12 protein-coding genes are annotated in these 17278 nt (G+C 63.6%); 10 read left to right on the forward strand and 2 right to left on the reverse strand.

The features are described 5' to 3' along the window. Window positions 1-35 precede the first annotated feature (35 nt). Together ACO59D_RS10080 and ACO59D_RS10085 are read left to right on the forward strand one after the other, a co-directional pair. Window positions 36-1466, forward strand: coding sequence for an SGNH/GDSL hydrolase family protein (locus ACO59D_RS10080; RefSeq protein ID WP_485126863.1), 1431 nt, complete (start codon window positions 36-38; stop codon window positions 1464-1466). 52 nt (window positions 1467-1518) lie between these two features. After that, on the forward strand, window positions 1519-2913 hold the full coding sequence (locus tag ACO59D_RS10085; RefSeq protein ID WP_485126864.1) for an SGNH/GDSL hydrolase family protein: 1395 nt from the start codon (window positions 1519-1521) through the stop codon (window positions 2911-2913). A gap of 401 nt (window positions 2914-3314) precedes the next feature. On the opposite strand, the gene ACO59D_RS10090 is transcribed toward ACO59D_RS10085, so the two are convergent. Continuing rightward, window positions 3315-4595, reverse strand: a complete 1281-nt coding sequence (locus tag ACO59D_RS10090; protein ID WP_485126865.1) for an alpha/beta hydrolase-fold protein — start codon at window positions 4593-4595, stop codon at window positions 3315-3317. A gap of 289 nt (window positions 4596-4884) precedes the next feature. On the opposite strand from ACO59D_RS10090, the gene ACO59D_RS10095 reads away from it, so the two are divergent. The 6 genes from ACO59D_RS10095 to ACO59D_RS10120 all read left to right on the forward strand — a co-directional run bounded on the left by ACO59D_RS10095 (window position 4885) and on the right by ACO59D_RS10120 (window position 14508). Then, a complete protein-coding gene (locus ACO59D_RS10095; protein WP_485126866.1) occupies window positions 4885-6345 on the forward strand; it encodes a CHAD domain-containing protein in 1461 nt (486 codons plus the stop codon). A 13-nt stretch (window positions 6346-6358) separates the two neighbouring features. Further along, window positions 6359-7723 carry a class II fumarate hydratase gene (gene fumC, locus ACO59D_RS10100; protein WP_485126867.1) on the forward strand — a complete coding sequence of 455 codons (1365 nt, stop codon included), beginning with the start codon at window positions 6359-6361 and terminating at the stop codon, window positions 7721-7723. Window positions 7724-7769: 46 nt separating this feature from the next. Beyond that, on the forward strand, window positions 7770-9053 hold the full coding sequence (locus tag ACO59D_RS10105; RefSeq protein WP_485126868.1) for an O-acetylhomoserine aminocarboxypropyltransferase/cysteine synthase family protein: 1284 nt from the start codon (window positions 7770-7772) through the stop codon (window positions 9051-9053). A gap of 214 nt (window positions 9054-9267) precedes the next feature. Next, entirely contained in the window at window positions 9268-11088 is a 1821-nt protein-coding gene (locus ACO59D_RS10110; protein WP_130810915.1) for an NAD(P)-binding protein, read from the forward strand. Continuing rightward, window positions 11082-12815 (forward strand): [FeFe] hydrogenase, group A, encoded by a 1734-nt coding sequence (locus ACO59D_RS10115; RefSeq protein ID WP_485126869.1) that lies wholly within the window; start codon window positions 11082-11084, stop codon window positions 12813-12815. Before ACO59D_RS10110 ends, ACO59D_RS10115 begins: the two co-directional genes overlap by 7 nt. A gap of 292 nt (window positions 12816-13107) precedes the next feature. After that, complete coding sequence (locus tag ACO59D_RS10120; protein WP_485126870.1) at window positions 13108-14508, forward strand: TrpB-like pyridoxal phosphate-dependent enzyme; 1401 nt, start codon at window positions 13108-13110, stop codon at window positions 14506-14508. A 186-nt stretch (window positions 14509-14694) separates the two neighbouring features. On the opposite strand, the gene ACO59D_RS10125 is transcribed toward ACO59D_RS10120, so the two are convergent. Beyond that, entirely contained in the window at window positions 14695-15123 is a 429-nt protein-coding gene (locus tag ACO59D_RS10125) for an FKBP-type peptidyl-prolyl cis-trans isomerase (RefSeq protein ID WP_485126871.1), read from the reverse strand. Window positions 15124-15245: 122 nt separating this feature from the next. Between ACO59D_RS10125 and murI the strand changes: the two genes are divergently transcribed. Both murI and ACO59D_RS10135 read left to right on the forward strand, forming a co-directional pair. Then, window positions 15246-16034: a glutamate racemase gene (murI, locus tag ACO59D_RS10130; RefSeq protein WP_485126872.1), complete on the forward strand. Its 789-nt coding sequence runs from the start codon at window positions 15246-15248 to the stop codon at window positions 16032-16034. A gap of 221 nt (window positions 16035-16255) precedes the next feature. Further along, window positions 16256-17275 (forward strand): FecCD family ABC transporter permease, encoded by a 1020-nt coding sequence (locus ACO59D_RS10135; RefSeq protein WP_242622090.1) that lies wholly within the window; start codon window positions 16256-16258, stop codon window positions 17273-17275. Window positions 17276-17278 lie beyond the last annotated feature (3 nt).

The raw sequence follows: 17278 nt of genomic DNA on the forward strand, positions 1-17278 counted from the left end.
CTTCCTCACCCAGAACGCCTCCGGGGGGTTCATGTATGCGAACTTCTAGCGAGAAACGTGCTGAAGAGATCCCTATTGCCGATGGCGGCAGCCCAACTTCCGGCACCCCTGTCCCACGCAGCCTGCGCAGGAAAGTCGTGGAGACGCTCGTTGTGCTTGTCGTCATTGTGGCGGTGGATGCGATCTGCTCGTTTGCCCTCGAGCAGTACGGCTCGCTCTCGAGCGTCATGTGGAAGGAGTACCGCGCGGCGGGGGAGGGCATCGACACCGTGGTGGTGGGCTCCTCGACCGCCCAGCGCGCCCTCGACCCGGGCGTCCTCGACGCGGCGCTTGGCACCAGCACCTTCTCGATGGCAACGCCCGCCCAGCCGCTCGACGACTCCTACACCGCGGCCAGGCAGGCCATCGAGGACCACCACGTGCGTCGGGTGATTCTAGGCGTGGACTACGAGTCCCTCTCGTATGACAACTGGGCCGGCTCGCACGTGGCCTTCGCCCGTGCCAAGATGGATGGCGAGCCCCTCCCCCAGGCCGTGGCGGACTACTGGGAGCTCCTCGTGAGCCCCGCGTTCGTCGGCAGGTCGGACTCACTGTGTGCGCTCTTCCCCTGGGGGTACAACCACGTGAAGCTCAACCGCGAGAGTATCGCTGCAAACGTGCGCGAGCGCCTGAGCGGCGACGATACCCTCGCGGCGGCGCGGGTGGTAAACGGAGGCTGGACCTACTACGGCAAGGGATACGGCAACTACGACAACGTCATCGACTACTCTCGCGCACACGAGGACGCCTCTGTGTCCATTCATGGCTTCAGCGAGTTCAAGCAGACCTGCCTCGATCAGGTGGCCAACATTGCCCAGCTCTGCCGCGAGAATGGCGTTGAGCTCGTGGTCGTGGCCACGCCGCGCCCGGCCTTCAATGTGCTTGCCTACGGCGATGCGTACCCCGAGCAGATGTCGCGGCTACAGCAGGTAGTCGAGAAGAACGGGGCCACCTTTGTGGACGCCAGCCTCCTGCGCTCCGAGGTATACGCCCCCCAGGACACAGACTTTGGTGACGGCGAGCACCTGAACCACGACGGAGCCGCCCGCTTCTCGCAGGCGTTTGCGAGCATCCTCCAGGGGCTCGATGCGGGAAAGGACGAAGGGTCACTCTCGTACTCCTACGACCATTGGGACCAATACCTGGCCTCCATTCACCAGATCTCTGCCGTGGTCTCGAGACTTGACGTGGGCGACAATGGCTCTGCCACGGTTACCGCCCAAGCCTACACGGGCACGGACGTCCAGGTCGAGTACCAGTTCCTGCTCGTTGGCGAGGATGGCAGCAAGACGGTCGTCCAGGACTGGAGCAGCTCGGACAGCTGCGAGGTGCCAGACGGGGCTCGGGGCCAGGTCATGGTGTGCGCGCGGCAGGTGGGCTCGACCGCGGACTACGAGCGCTACTGCATGCAGCGGATGCCGCACTAGGCTGGGGTGCCATGTTTTGGTGCCAGCCACGCATGCCAGAGGAGGGTCTTCGGTGTCATCGAGAAAAACGGAGGAACACGCCCCCCAAGGGCCGCGCAGCGCATTGAGGCGCATCGTCGAGACCCTCGTGGTGGTTGCCATTGTCGTGGGCATAGACGTCCTTCTCACCTATGCGCTCTTTCCGTACGGCTCTCTGAGCGAGGTCGTGTGGTCGGAGTACAGTGCGGCCGCCGATCAGGACATAGATGCCGTGATCGTTGGCTCTTCCACGGCGCAGCGCTCCTTCGACCCCAATGTCCTGGATGATGAGCTGGGCACGAGCTCCTTTACGCTTGCGTCGCCAGCCCAGCCGCTCTCGCTAAGCTATCTGGCCGTGAGCGAGGCCATCGCGGACCACAAGGTGAGCCGCGTGATTTTGGGACTTGACTACGAGACCATGTCGCTTGGGGCTGGGGATAACTCCAGTGTCAGCTACATCCAGGCCAAGGCCAGCTACGAGTCGCTGCCCAAGGCGCTTTGCGACTATGCGGGCATGCTTACGGACCCCGAGTTCTTCTTCGATGCAAAATGCCTCGACCTTCTCTTCCCGTGGACGATCCTGCACGTGAAAGGCGGACTCAGCGGTATTGCCAGCAATATTGAGCAGCGTATGACCATGACGCCAATAGATGCCGCAGAGGTACGTGAGCCGGCCTATTCCTACGTTGGCAAGGGATACGGCAACTACGAATACCTGCTCGACACGACCAAGGCAAAGTCCCTCATGTCTACCACGAGCCACCCGATTGGGGACTTCACCGATGACAACATGGCCATGATGCAGAAAATCATCGACCTGTGCCGCGAGAATAACGTGCAGCTCGTGGTTGTGGTCACGCCGCGGCCGGCGTTCAACGTGCTCAACTATGGCAATGCGTACCCTGAGCAGATGACAAGGATGCGCAACCTGGTCGAGTCTTCGGGTTGCGTGTTTCTCGACGCCAACCTCCTGAAGCGCAGCCACTATGCACCTACAGCCGAGGACTTCGGGGACGGCGAGCACCTCAATGCTGCGGGGGCAGAGGAGTTCTCTGCGGTGTTTGCGGAGTATCTCCAGCAGCTTGATGCCGGTGAGGACGCATCGGAGATGTCCTACTCGTACGAGGACTGGTCGGACTACCTGGCGTCCATTGACTACATATCGGCCGTGACGCTTGACGGGTCGGTGGAAAACGGTGTGGCTACGTTGGAGGCAACGCCGTACACGGGTACGAGTGTGCAGGTGGAGTACCAGTTTTGCCTGTGTGATGAGGGCGGCAACGTGACCAGCGTGCTGCAGGACTGGAGTCCCAACGCCACAGTTACGTGCGAGGTCCCTGCTGACGGGAGCCTTTCGGTGCGCGTAAACGCGCGGCAGGTGGGGTCCAACATCGAGTATGAGCAATACTGCGTGTGGAGTTCGTCGTAGGGGCATGCCGGACGGGCCTTCGGGCAAAGGATGGGGTTCGTGCGTACGCATATCTGGACTTTCTCGCCAATGGACGGCCCCGGGAGAGCCAATCTGGCAGAACTTGAGGGTCATGCGTACCCACAACCCTCAAGTTCTGACACGGCTCAGGCGACCAACTGGGCAAACGCAGGAGCCTCGTCAGAAAATGATAGTTGTGCGTACGCTAGACCTTACTTTTCTGCCAGGCTGGCCCCAGGGAAGGGCCACTTTGTCAGAAATCCTACATTGTGCGTACTCACAACAACGAACTTTTGCCAAACGGGCCTGCGCGAGGCCCAGAAGGGCGACGACGAGACATACAAGAAAGGCGAGGCGGGGGTGGCCCCAGCCTCGCCTCGTATGTGCTTTGATCCGTGCCGCTAGTGAGTCGACTTGCGCGTGCGCGTTGTCTTCTTCGCGGGAGCCTTGGTTGCGGCTGCAGGCTTTTCCTCGGCAGGCTTGGTGGCTGCAGCCTTGGCCTTGGGAGCAGCCTTGGCCTTTGCAGTCGCAGGGGCCTTGGGCTCAGCCTTCGCGGCGGCAGTGGCCTTGGGTTCGGGCTTGGCCTTCGCGATAGCAGGCTTCTTGGCCGCAGGCTTGGCAGTCGCCTTGGGTGCGGCCTTCGCAGCGGGCTTCGCCTCGGCAGCCTTGGCCTTTGCAGTCGCAGCGGAAGCCTTGGGTTCGGCCTTTTTGGCCGCAGACTTGGGGGCTGCCTTGCTTGTCGCCTTGGGCTCAGCCTTGGCTGCAGATGCCTTTGCGGTCCTGGGCTCCGCCTTTGCGGCAGGTGCCTTCCTTGCGGTGCCCGTCGTCTTTGCGCGAGACGTGCGCGTGGCCTTGGTGCCTGCAGGCTTCTTCTCAGTCAGGGGCTTTGCCGGGGTGTTCTTGGCGGCCTCGGCAACCTCCTCGGCGCGGTACTTCTCAGCCTCATCGAGTACGTAGGGGAGGAAGTACTGGATTTGCTTCTGCCACCACGGCCAGTCATGGTCGACGTCGGAGCCCCAGTAGTCGCACCAGGCGTTCACGCCCAGTGCGCGGAAGGCGTCATCCACGATGTGCTCGGTGCGCAGGCCCTCTTCCTCCCAGGCGCCCTGGCCACAGCACAGCACGATCTCGCGCCTGTTGTAGAGACCAATGTAGGGATGGTCGTGCGGCGTGTTGGGCAGGAAGTGCACAGGGGAGTTGAAGTATAGAGTGGTGTTCATCCAGTCGCCGAAGAAGAACTGCGCGTCGTAGCCACCGGAGAGCGCGATGACGCCCTGGAAGAGGTCCGGGCGACGCAGGAACGCCACGAGTGCGTGGGTGGCGCCCAGCGAGCAGCCCATCGTAAGCGGGCGCAGGTCTGAGCCATTGCGCTCGTGCACGAAGGGGACGACCTCCTCGCACACGTAGTTGTAGAAGGCCTCAATCACCTTGACGCGCAGGATGTTGTCGCCCCCGCGGTCCGACCAGCCCTCAGCGTCGACAGAATCGAGGACAAAGAGTTGTGCCTTTCCGCTCTCGAGGTAGTCTTTCATCGCGTCGACCATACCGAACTGCTCGTAGCAGTCGCTCATGGCATCCTGGATGGGAAATGCGATGATGGGCCATCCGGACTCTCCATAGACGCGGATGCTCATGTCCTTGCCGAGGTTCTTGCTGTGCGCGGTTACCGTTTCCCGATTCATTTGACCGCTCCCCTCATTTTTTGCTCAAGATTGCGCCTTTATGATAGCAAAACTGCGTTTTGGGTGGTTTCCCAATCGTTAAAATGCAGGACCACCGTTATGTTATCCATCTGTGCGCTTTGAGCCAAGCAGGCGAATCGCGTCTGTCCCCGTCGGTCGACCGCCGAGCCCGCCAGTTAACGCCAATGCCACGGCAGACTGCTATGCTAAAGCCTCATGGGCGGGGAGAGCCCACGCTGTTGGTTGGCATTCATGTAGGTGTAAGCGTTGCATCTGCGGAGGTTATCTCATGGTCAGGACCCTTGTTCTCGTACGGCACGGCAAGGCTGAGAATGCACGGGATGGCTCGTCGGACCTTTGCCGCGAGCTCACGCCAGACGGCAGGCACGCCCTCGAGATTGCGTACCCGCGCACGTTCTCGCTGCTCGATGACTATGACGACGTGAACGTATGGTCGAGTCCCGCGATTCGGGCCATGCAGACGGCACAGGTGGTCGCAACCGCCTTGGGTGTCGACGGCATTGAGGTCGACCAGACCCTCTATGACCAGGACGCAGACGCCATTCTCGCGCAACTTGCTACCACGCCCGAGAATACCGTGGTGGTCGTTGGCCACGTTCCCTCGCTCGACACCATTGCAACGCAGCTTCTGGGCTCTCCCATCAAGCTCAGCAAGGGTGCCGCGCTTGCCATCGAGCTGCCACGGCCGTCCGCTCCCACGGGCGAGGCGGCGGAGGTGCCAGCCTTGCCAACGCCCGCATCGCCCCTCTGGTTTGTCGACGGCCCCAAGTCCAGCGCCTGGGGTTCGCTCGTCTCCATCGAGGGCGAGGTCATCGCATCTGCCGGCGAGCTTTCTGCCGGCGCCGAGTCCTTCTTCAACAACCCAGATGACGTCGATGCTCTCCGCGACTTCCGCATGGACGTGCGCAGGCTTCGCTCGCTCGTCTCGTTCCTCTCTCCCTGGGAGCCAAAGAAGCAGGCAGAGCGTGCCGACAAGGTCCTGCGCAACCTCCTTGACACCACCGCGCGCCTGCGCGGTATCGACATCTTCTCCCAGACCGTCGATGACCTTGTGGAGTCGGGCGAGCTGGGCGAGAACAGCCTGCTTCCCGTTGCCTGCGCTCACGAGCGCAAGCTCGAGTGCAGCTCGTTCATGGAGCTGGTGCGCAAGAAGGGGCTGGCCAAGAAGCTCGGTGCCCTGGTGGAGGATCTCTCACGCTTTCGCTGGAAGAAGTCCGTGCTTGCGCACGGCTTGGGCGAGAACGACCTGAAGTCCCGCTTTGACGAGGAGCTTGACACCCTCGACCAGGCGCTCTTTGGGCTTGACCTCTCTAGTCCCAACGCCGTCTACGACGCCCGCCGCGACGCCAAGGAGCTCCACTACGTTGCCAATCGCCTGGGCGTGGTGTTGGGCGACGAGCGCGCTCAGATGAGCCAGTACATGGACGAGATTCAGCGTGACCTGGGAGCCCTTTGCAACGCCCGCACCAACGCCTCCCTTGCCGACGAGTTCCGCCACAGCCCTCGCTTCCGCGGCGTGCGTGCCGACCTTGGTGTGGCCGGGCGCGACCAGAGCGAGGTCGTCTCGGCCATCGTGTCGGGCATGAGGCGCCGCGAGGCCGCCGAGGAGCCCGAGGCCGATGCCGAGTCCGAGTCCGCGACGGCTGACGTCGGGTCCAAAACCGAGGTTGCCGATAGCGTGCCGGCCGACATGCCCGATGACGCCTCTTCCGAGGGGCCCGCAGAATAGGAGGCATCAGCGCATGGAGTATCGCTGCGAGCATGACTCGATGGGGGAGGTGCTGGTCCCCGCGGATGCCCTGTGGGGCGCCCAGACCCAGCGAAGCCACGAGAACTTCCCCATAGGCACCGAGCGCATGCCGTGCGAGATAATCCATGCGTTCGCAGTGCTCAAGAAGGCGGCCGCCCTGGCAAATGCGTCGCTGGGCCGCCTGGACGAGAAGGACGCCAACCTTATTGCCCAGGCGGCTGACGAGATTCTCGCCGGCAAGTTCGACGACCAGTTCCCGCTGGTGGTCTGGCAGACGGGGTCGGGCACGCAGTCCAACATGAACGTGAACGAGGTCATTGCCAATCGCGGCAACGCCCTTGCCGGCGAGCGGCGCCTGCACCCCAACGACACCGTGAACATGAGCCAGAGCTCCAACGACACCTTCCCCACAGCGCTCCACATCGCTGCGGCCATGGCCATCACGCAGGACCTCGTCCCCGCGATTGACCGGCTCATCGCTACACTGCGCGACCTAGAGGAGAGAAGCGCGGGCATCGTGAAGTGCGGCCGCACCCACCTGCAGGACGCTGTGCCCATCGCCTTCTCCCAGGAGGTCTCTGGCTGGCGTGGCCTCCTCGAGGATTCCCGCGAGCAACTCTTGGCTGCGCTGCCGGGGCTGTATCGGCTGGCCCTTGGCGGGACTGCGGTGGGCACTGGCCTCAACGCGCCCGTGGGATTCGGCACGGCTGTCGCCGCCGAGGTGGCTCGCCTCACGGACATGCCGTTTGTCTCGGCGCCAAACAAGTTCGCGGCACTTTCTGGCAAGGATGCTGTCTCGTTTGCGCATGGGGCGGTGCGCACGCTGGCCGCCGGCATGATGAAGATCGCCAACGACGTACGCTGGCTGGCATCGGGCCCGCGCTGTGGCCTGGGAGAGATACGCATCCCCGCTAACGAGCCGGGAAGCTCCATCATGCCCGGCAAGGTCAACCCCACGCAGTGCGAGGCGGTGACCATGGTTGCCGTGCAGGTCATGGGCAACGACGCCACCATTGGCTTTGCGGCGAGCCAGGGCAACTTCGAGCTCAACGTCTTCATGCCGGTCATTGCGCACGACTTCCTGCAGTCCACGAGGCTCCTCTCGGATGCCATTCGCTCCTTCGATGCGCGCTGCGCCTCGGGCATTGTTGCGATTCGGGAACGCATGGACGAGAACCTGCACCGTTCCCTCATGCTGGTTACCTGCCTCAACCCCTACATTGGGTACGAGAACGCAGCGAAGGTGGCTCACAAGGCTTTCGATGAGGGCATGAGTCTGCGCGACGCCTGCGTGGCGCTGGGCTTTCTCAGTCCCGAGCGCTTCGACGAGGTGTTCCACCCAGAAGAGATGGTCTAGGCGCGTCACCACGGCGTGCCATGGGCAACGGAAGACGGGAGACCCAATGAGCGATATGAGCATCGAGACCCGCTGCGTGCAAGCGGGCTACACACCGGGCAACGGCGATCCGCGCCAGGTGCCCATCATCCAGTCCACCACCTTCAAGTACGACACCTCCGACGCGATGGGCCGCCTCTTTGACCTGGAGGATTCGGGCTACTTCTACACCCGCCTCCAGAACCCCACGAACGACCATGTTGCGGCAAAGATCGCTGCGCTCGAGGGTGGCACCGCGGCCATGCTCACCAGCTCCGGCCAGGCAGCCAACTTCTTTGCCGTCTTCAACATCTGCGAGGCGGGTGGGCACGTGGTGGCAAGCTCCACCATCTACGGGGGCACCTTCAACCTCTTTGCCCACACCATGGCCAAGATGGGCATAGAGTGCACCTTCGTCGAGCCCACCTGCACCCCCGAGGAGCTCGATGCGGCCTTTCGCCCCAACACCACGTGCGTCTTTGGCGAGACCGTGGCCAACCCGGCACTGGCTGTCCTCGATATCGAGAGGTTCGCCGCCGCTGCACATGCGCATGGCGTGCCCCTCATCGTGGACAACACCTTCCCCACGCCAATCAACTGCCGTCCCATCGAATGGGGTGCCGACATCGTGACCCACTCCACCACCAAGTACATGGACGGCCATGGCGTAGGCGTGGGCGGTGCCATTGTCGACTCGGGCAAGTTTGACTGGATGGCCAACGCCGAGCGCTTCCCGGGCCTTACCACGCCGGACGAGTCCTACCACGGCATTGTCTATGCCGAGAAGTTCGGCCAGGCGAGGGCCTACATCACCAAGGCAACGTCGCAGCTCATGCGTGACTTTGGCTCCATCCAGAGCCCCCAGAACGCCTTCTACCTCAACCTCGGCCTCGAGAGCCTGCATGTGCGCGTGCCGCAGCACTGCAAGAACGCCCGCGCGGTCGCGGAGTTCCTCTCCAAGAGCGACAAGGTGGCATTTGTGCGCTATCCGGATCTTCCGGGAGACCCGTACCACGATCTTGCCGAGAAGTACCTGCCCAACGGCAGCTGTGGCGTGGTGAGCTTTGAGGTCGCAGGCGGTCGCGAGGCGGCGGAGCGCTTCATGGCCGGGCTGCGCGTCTTTGCGATTGAAACCCATGTGGCCGATGCTCGCAGCTGCTGTCTGCACCCAGCGTCCTCGACGCACCGCCAGATGACCAACGACGAGCTGGTTGCAGCCGGCATCTCTCCCGCGACGGTTCGCATGAGCTGTGGCATCGAGGGTACCGATGACCTCGTCGCAGACGTTGAGCAGGCACTCGCGCACGCATAGGTCTTCTCGCATTTTGGCGTGCACTGGCTTCTTCTGCACGTGCGCGTACCGACAAGAAAACACCATGTAGAGGGGGTGGGCAACGCGTCCACCCCTTTCTTTGTACCGCTTGCGGATTGGCGAATCAAAGAGTCCCGTCAACCGTGAGACTAGAAACGTTATGTGCCCTGCCGGGTGGGGACCTGGTGGGCGTCCACGACAAGGAGAGGAACATATGGCTAGGCTTCACGTGATGGAGCGGAGCGAGGCCCAGGCCGTGATGGACGGCCTGCACGAGGCACTGGGAAGGCGCCTTGCGGTAAGCTCGCTCGCTCCCTGCCCGGTGGAGTTCACCGCGGCATATGTCAACATGTGCGCTACGCAGAGCTGCGGTAAGTGCACCCCCTGTCGCGTTGGGCTGCGAGCGCTCTCGGACCTCTTGAACGACGTCCTGGAGAACCGTGCCGACGAGCACACGCTTGACCTTATCGAGCGTACGGCTCGCACGATCTACCTCTCGGCCGACTGCGCCATTGGCTACGAGGCCGGTGACATGGCGCTTACGGCCATCCGCGGCTTCCGCGACGACTTCGAGCACCACGTCCAGAAGCGCGCCTGTGGCTTTACGCAGAGCCAGCTTGTGCCCTGTGTTTCCGGCTGCCCGGCGGGTGTGGACATCCCCGGCTACATCAGCCTGGTGGAGGCGCGCCGCTACGCAGACGCCGTGCGGCTCATCCGCAAGGACAACCCACTGCCCCTGGTCTGCGGCTATGTGTGCGAGCATCCCTGCGAGATGAACTGCCGTCGCGGCATGGTGGACGACCCTATGAACATCCGCGGCCTCAAGCGCTATGCCGTCGACCACATGGAGTCGGACTACCGCCCTGGCATGGCCGAGAAGACCGGCAAGCGCGTGGCCGTTGTGGGTGGCGGACCTGCGGGCCTCTCGTGTGCGTACTACCTCTCGGTCATGGGCCACGATGTCACCATCTACGAGGCCCGTCACAAGTTGGGCGGCATGCTGCGCTACGGCATCCCCAATTACCGCCTGCCGCACGAGCGCCTTGACGCCGAGATCAAGTGGATCTTGGACTGCGGGATTAAGGTCAACCGTGACTCCAAGGTCGATGACCTTGCGGCGCTTCGTGCAGACTACGATGCCGTCTACCTTGCCATTGGCGCGCACCTCGACCGCAAGCTGGGGCTTCCTGGCGAAGATTCCGTGGGCGTGCTCTCCGCGGTTGAGATGCTGCGCGCCTTGGGTGATGAGGCCCGCCCGGACTTTAGCCAGGAACGCGTCTGCGTGATTGGCGGCGGCAATGTGGCCATGGACGTTGCGCGCTCGGCAATTCGCCTGGGTGCCAAGAAGGTCACGATCGTCTATCGCCGCCGCGTTGCCGACATGACCGCTCAGGACGAGGAGATCGCAGGTGCCAAGGCCGAGGGTTGCGAGCTTCTCGAACTCCATGCACCCATCGCCATCGAGTCGGAGGGCGGCTACGTGACCGGCCTGCGCGTGCAGCGGCAGATCATCGGTGGGCTCTCTCGCGGGCGCTTCGCTCCGCGCGAGGCAGATGCTCCCGAGGAGGTCATTCCCTGCGAGCGTGTGGTGGTGGCCATTGGCCAGGCCATCGAGTCTGGCCCCTTTGAGGAGCAGGGCGTGCCATGCAGGCGCGGCCGCATTGACGTGGGGGCGGATTCCGTCGTGCCCGGCATGGACGGCGTCTTCTCGGGCGGCGACTGCCAGAGCGGTCCCGCCACGGTCATCCGTGCCGTTAACGCCGGTAAGGTGGCCGCAGGCAACATCGACAACTACCTGGGCTTCAATCACCAGGTCACACTCGACGTGGATCTGCCTCCCGTGCAGTTCAAGGGCAAGACGAGCTGCGCCAGGTGCGAAATGACCTTGCGTGAGGCCGAGGACCGCAAGCGTGACTTTGACCTCATCGAGGACGGTCTCACCGAGGAAGAGGCCCACCAGGAGGCATCGAGGTGCCTGAGGTGCGACCACTTTGGCTTTGGCGCGTTCCGTGGAGGGAGGATCGAGCAGTGGTAACCCTTACCATCGACGGCAAGCAGGCCACGGTTCCGGAGCGCACCTCCATCTTGGATGCGGCCAAGTCTGTCGACATCAACATTCCAACCCTGTGCTTCCTGCGCGACATCAACGAGATAGGTGCGTGCAGGGCATGCGTGGTCGAGATCGGGGGCATCGACCAGCTGGTTGCCGCCTGCAACAACACTGTGCTTGACGGCATGGTGGTGCGCACCAACAGTCCCAAGGTGCGCGTGGCTCGCAAGGCCAACGTAGAGTTCCTCCTCTCGCAGCACGACTCCGAGTGCACGAGCTGCGTGCGCTCTGGCAACTGCGCGCTGCAGACGGTTGCCAACGACCTCGGCATCACGAGCTTGCCCTACGCCAAGCACCTGCCTCACCAGCCGTGGAACCAGGACTTCCCGCTCATTCGCAACAATGACAAGTGCATCAACTGCCTGCGCTGCATTCAGGTGTGCGAGAAGGTCCAGGCCGAGGGCATCTGGGACCTCACCAACCGCTCGAGCCACACCTGTGTGGGCGTGCGTGGGGGCGGCCTCATCGAGGACTCGGACTGTGCCCTCTGTGGGCAGTGCATCACCCACTGCCCCACAGGCGCCCTGCGCGAGCGCGATGACACCGACCGCGCCTTCGATGCCTTGGCAGACCCCGACAAGATTGTCGTGGTGCAGGTTGCGCCTGCCGTGCGTGCGGCCTGGGGCGAGCCGTTTGGCCTGCCGCGCGAGAAGGCCACGGCCCAGCGCTTGGTGACCGCGCTCAAGGGCATGGGCTTTGACTACGTCTTTGACACGGACTTCTCGGCCGACCTCACCATCATGGAGGAGGGCTCCGAGCTGGTTGAGCACCTCAGGCACCCCGAGGGCGTGAGGTTTCCCATGTTCACGAGCTGCTGCCCCGGCTGGGTGCGCTACTGCAAGGCACGCCACCCCCGCTTCACCGGCCAACTCTCTACCTCAAAGTCGCCCGGCCAGATGTTTGGCGCCATAGCCAAGAGCTACTACGCAGAGCTTCTGGGTGTAGACCCGCGCCGCATCTTCTGCGTGGAGATCATGCCCTGCCTGGCCAAGAAATCCGAGGTCGATATACCCGTGATGAACGATGCCTGCGGGGACCCCGACGTGGACGTCTCGCTTACGGCGCGTGAGGTTGACCGCATGATTCGCGCCGAGCACATCGATGTCTTCTCGCTTGCCGAGACCGACTTTGACCAGCCGCTTGGCACGGCCACGGGCGCCGGCGTGATCTTTGGCGCAACCGGCGGCGTTATGGAGGCGGCCCTGCGAACGGCATACTATCTGGTATGCGGCGAGAATTGCGACGCCGAGGCCTTCAGGGACGTGCGCGGGCTCGACGGCTGGAGGGAGGCCAGCTTCGACATTGCGGGCACCACGCTGCGCGTTGCCGTGGCGAATGGCCTGGGCAACGCAAACCGCCTGCTCAATGCACTCGAGGCCGGCGAGGTCTCCTACGACTTCGTCGAGGTCATGGCGTGTCCGGGCGGCTGCTCCGGTGGCGGCGGGCTTCCCATCCACGACGGCGAGGAGCTTGCGGGTGTCCGTGGCGACGTGCTGTGGGAGCTTGACCGCACGGCCAAGCTGCGGCGCAGCCACGAGAACCCCTCCATCCAGGCTGTCTACCGAGACTACCTGGGCGCGCCTCTCTCCGAGCGCGCGGAGAGGCTGCTGCATACCGACCAGCATGCGTGGAAGATGCCCGGCGAGGCGTAAGGGCGTAACATCGCCGCAACAAACATCTGATAGAGTCTCTGACATCGTCACCCCAAGGAAGGAATCCCCCCATGTCCCTCTCCGCTGGCATCGCTCTTCTCGGCGCACGCGTGTGCGCTGGTGCGTGGTGGTGGACAAGGACCGAGACCCTCCCGGACTGACGATGGCCATCCGCGCACACGCACGCACAAGGGCCCTCGGACATGTTCCGGGGGTCCTTTTCTTTTGCGCGGCGCAGGCCATGGCACGCAAGCTCGACTTTGTCAGGAAGCATATGGAAGGAAGGCGCACCATGAGTCCAAAAGACACTGCAGCCAAGGATCCCTACCGCATCTACCTGCGTGAGGACCAGATTCCCGCCGCGTGGTACAACCTGCGTGCCGACATGCCCGAGAAGCCCGAGCCCATGAGGCTTCCCAACGGCAAGGTTGCCACAGTGGACGACATTGCGCCCGTCTTTGCTCGCGCCCTCTGCGAGCAGGAGCTCGACGACGATACCCCGTACTTTCAGATTCCCGAGCCGGTCATGGAGATGTATCGCGTGTATCGCCCCAGCCCGCTCTGCCGTGCGTACAACCTGGAGCGCGCGCTCGACACGCCTGCGAAGATCTACTACAAGTTTGAGGGCAACAACACCTCTGGCTCGCACAAGCTGAACTCTGCGCTGGCGCAGGCGTACTATGCCTACGCCGAAGGCATCACCAACATCACCACCGAGACGGGCGCTGGCCAGTGGGGCACCGCGCTCTCCGAGGCGGCCGCACACTTTGGCCTTGACCTCGACGTCTTCATGGTCAAGTGCTCCTACGAGCAGAAGCCCTTCCGTCGCAGTGTGATGCAGACCTTTGGCGCAACCATCACGCCGTCGCCCTCACCCACTACGGAGGCTGGCAAGAAGATCTTGGCCGCAGACCCCGAGTGCACCGGTTCTCTCGGCACTGCCATCTCCGAGGCCGTGGAGCGTGCGCTCAACGTGCCCCAGAACAAGGGCCGCTACCAGCTGGGAAGCGTCCTCAACCAGGTGCTCCTGCACCAGTCGATCATCGGGCTCGAATCCTACGAGGCGCTTCGCGAGCTGGGCGAGTACCCGGACATCGTGATTGGCTGCTGTGGCGGTGGCTCGAACTTCGGCGGCCTCATCGCCCCGTTCATGCGCGACAAGCTCACCGGCAGGCATCCTGACACGCGCTTCGTTGGCGTCGAGCCCACGAGCTGCCCCACGCTTACCCGTGGCGTCTATGCGTACGACTTTGCCGATACGGGCCAGACCTGCCCGCTCTGCAAGATGTACACGCTGGGCAACGGCTTTATCCCCAGCCCCGACCACGCCGGTGGCCTACGCTACCACGGCATGAGCCCCATCGTCTCCAAGCTCAAGCACGACGGCTACATGGAAGCGGTTGCCGTGAAGCAGACGGATGTGTTTGCAGCGGCTGAGAAGTTCGCAAAGCTTGAGACCATCCTGCCCGCACCCGAGAGCTCGCACGCCATTCTCCAGGCGATTCGCGAGGCCGAGAGGTGCCGCGAGACGGGCGAGGAGAAGACCATCCTCTTTGGCCTCACGGGTACCGGCTACTTTGACATGGTGGCCTACGACAAGTACAACAAGGGCGAGCTCGAGGACCACGTCCCTACCGACGAGGAGCTCCAAGCGGGCTTCGATACCATCCCGCACGTTCCTGGGCTGCAGTAGGGACGCAGACGCGGGGGCGAGTGCACCAGGGGTGTCTCCCCGGCGCACGGTCCCTGACGGAAATCGACCCTCCGGCATCGGCTTGGTGCCGGAGGGTCGATTGTCGTGGGCTTCTCATAAGAAAAGGGCCTTTCGGCGCCAGCGTGTATCGTGCCGCGACGAGGGCCCTGACGTCGTGCCGAAGGCCTACCCCTCGACCTCGAGCAGCTCGATTTCGAAGTTGAGGTCCTTGCCAGCCATCTCGTGATTGAGGTCGAAGGTGATGTTGGCATCATCCTTGGCTGCGACCACGGCAGGGAAGGGGTGGCCGGTGGGGGAGGACAGCGTCACGTGCTGGCCAACGGAGAGCTGCTCGGCGCCGGGCATCATGGCGACGGGAAGCGTCTGCACGAGGCCCTCGCGCCTCTCGCCATAGGCCTCGGCAGCAGGGATGTGGACGCGTCTTGTCTCGCCTACGGACATCTCGTTGACGGCAGCGTCAAAGCCCTTGATCATCTGACCTGCCATGCACGTGAATGCCAGCGGCTCGTTGCGGTCGCGTGACGAGTCGAACTTGGTGCCGTCATCGAGGGTGCCAACATAGTGCACCTTGACCTTCTTGCCTGCGTTGCCCATGGATCCTCCTTGGGATGGCCGTGCGCGGCCGCTCGTGGCCGCAGCGCCAAAAACTCTACGCCACAACGTCACCCGTCGCGAGTGGCATACTGGTTCCATGCAGGTATCGTGGGGAGGCACGCATGGGCGCAGAGAGGGACGGCTTCATAGGGGCGTTTGACTCAGGGGTGGGCGGCCTTACCATCCTGAGCCGCCTGGTGGCCGAGCTGCCGCACGAGCGCTTCGTCTTCTTTGGCGACTCCGCACATGCCCCCTACGGTGACAAGCCTCCCGAAGAGATCCTCGCGCTCTCGCGGCGCACCGCTGCCTCATTGGTGGACGAAGGCGCAAAAGCACTGGTCATTGCCTGTAACACCGCGACTTCGGTTGCGGCACCGACCCTTCGCGAGGTGTACCCGGGAATCCCCATCATCGGCGTGGAGCCGGCGCTCAAGCCGGCGACGCTTGCGCCGCGGCACAGGCGCATCTTGGTCATGGCCACGGCGGCAACGCTTCGCCTGGGCAAGTTCCAGCGCCTCGAGGACCGTTGGGGCACAGACTCCGAGGTCATTGAGGTGCCGTGCGTGGGGCTGGCAGACCTCATCGAGAAGGGCGACCCTGGGTCACCGCAGATTCGCGGGCTTCTCGAGCGCTACCTTGGCCCGTGGCGTGGCAAGGTTGACTCGGTGGTGCTGGGCTGCACGCATTATCCGCTGGTTCGCGACCAGATTCTCGAGGTCATGGGTGATGTCGCACTCTTCGACGGGGGAGAGGGCACGGCTCGAGAGACCCGCCGCCGCCTCGGGGCGGCAGGGCTTCTTGCCTCGGATTCCCAGGCGGGGAGCGTCGAGCTTCGCTCAAGTATCGACACGCCGGGGGAACTGGCGCTGTACCGGAGGCTCTTCGACCTTGCGCGGGGGTCGGAGCCGTAGGGACCCTTTCATATGAAAGTCGCTGTGCAACCGCGCCCCCTGACGCCAACGACGCCGGCCGCTCATCGGGCGTAACCCTCCGAACACACAAATGGTCTTGCCTAAGTACGAATAGTTTGCATCCTCGGTGCCTCGGAGCGCTACCATGGCAGTCGTTGCCCATGCCAATGGATAACGCAGGATGCGCCCTTGGGCGTGCGAGGATAGGAAGGTACAGCTTCATGCGATGGTCGGAGGTGCGCTCGCATCCTGCCGGCGTGCTGTGGTGTCTTGCCGCAGCCATGCTGGTGGCTACGGTGCTTTCCCTCGCCTTGGGAAGGTTCGAAATACCCGTTGGGGACGTCTTTCGCATGATTGCGGGGCGCGTGCTTCCCCTGACAAGGGAATGGACCACGCAGCAGGAGACGCTCTTCTTTAACGTGCGGCTTCCTCGTGTGGTGCTTGCGCTTGCCGTGGGCTGCTCGCTTGCGGCTGCCGGTGCCTCCTTCCAGGGAATCTTCCAGAACCCCCTCGTGTCCCCCGACTTCCTGGGCGCGTCTCAGGGCGCGGCCTTTGGCGCCTGCCTCGCCATTCTCCTCTCTGCGGGCTCTTTGGCAACGTCGATTTCCGCGTTTGTGTTCTCCATGCTCTCCGTCGTGGTCGTGCTTTTCATCAGCCACGTGGCAAAGGGCAACCGCGTGCTGGTCACGGTGCTTGCCGGTGTCATGGTGAGCTCGCTTTTCCAGGCGAGCGTCTCCTACACCAAGCTGGTCGCAGACCCGTCCGCCCAGCTGCAGGCCATCACGTTTTGGCTCATGGGATCGCTCACCAGCGCGCGCACGCAAGACCTCATCCTTGTCGCCATCCCGATGCTCGCGGGCAACGCCGGACTCCTTGCGCTGCGCTGGCGCATCAACGCCCTCACCATGGGCGACGACGAGGCACGCTCCATGGGCGTGGATGCACCGCGCGTGCGGGCGCTGGCCATCGTCTGTGCCACCCTTGTGACGGCAGCAGGCGTCTCGGTGACGGGAATCATCGGCTGGGTGGGACTCGTCGTGCCGCATCTTGCCCGGGGGCTGGTTGGGGCGGACTACCGACACCTCCTTCCCGCATCCATGCTGCTCGGTGCCACGTTTCTCCTGGTTGTGGATGACGTCGCGCGTCTTGCCACCTCGGCGGAGATCCCCATCGGCATCCTCACGGCATTCGTGGGCGCCCCGTTTTTCCTGTGGCTCATCACGAAGGGGAGGCAAAAGTGAGGG

The sequence above is a fragment of the Tractidigestivibacter sp. genome, from assembly GCF_057241865.1.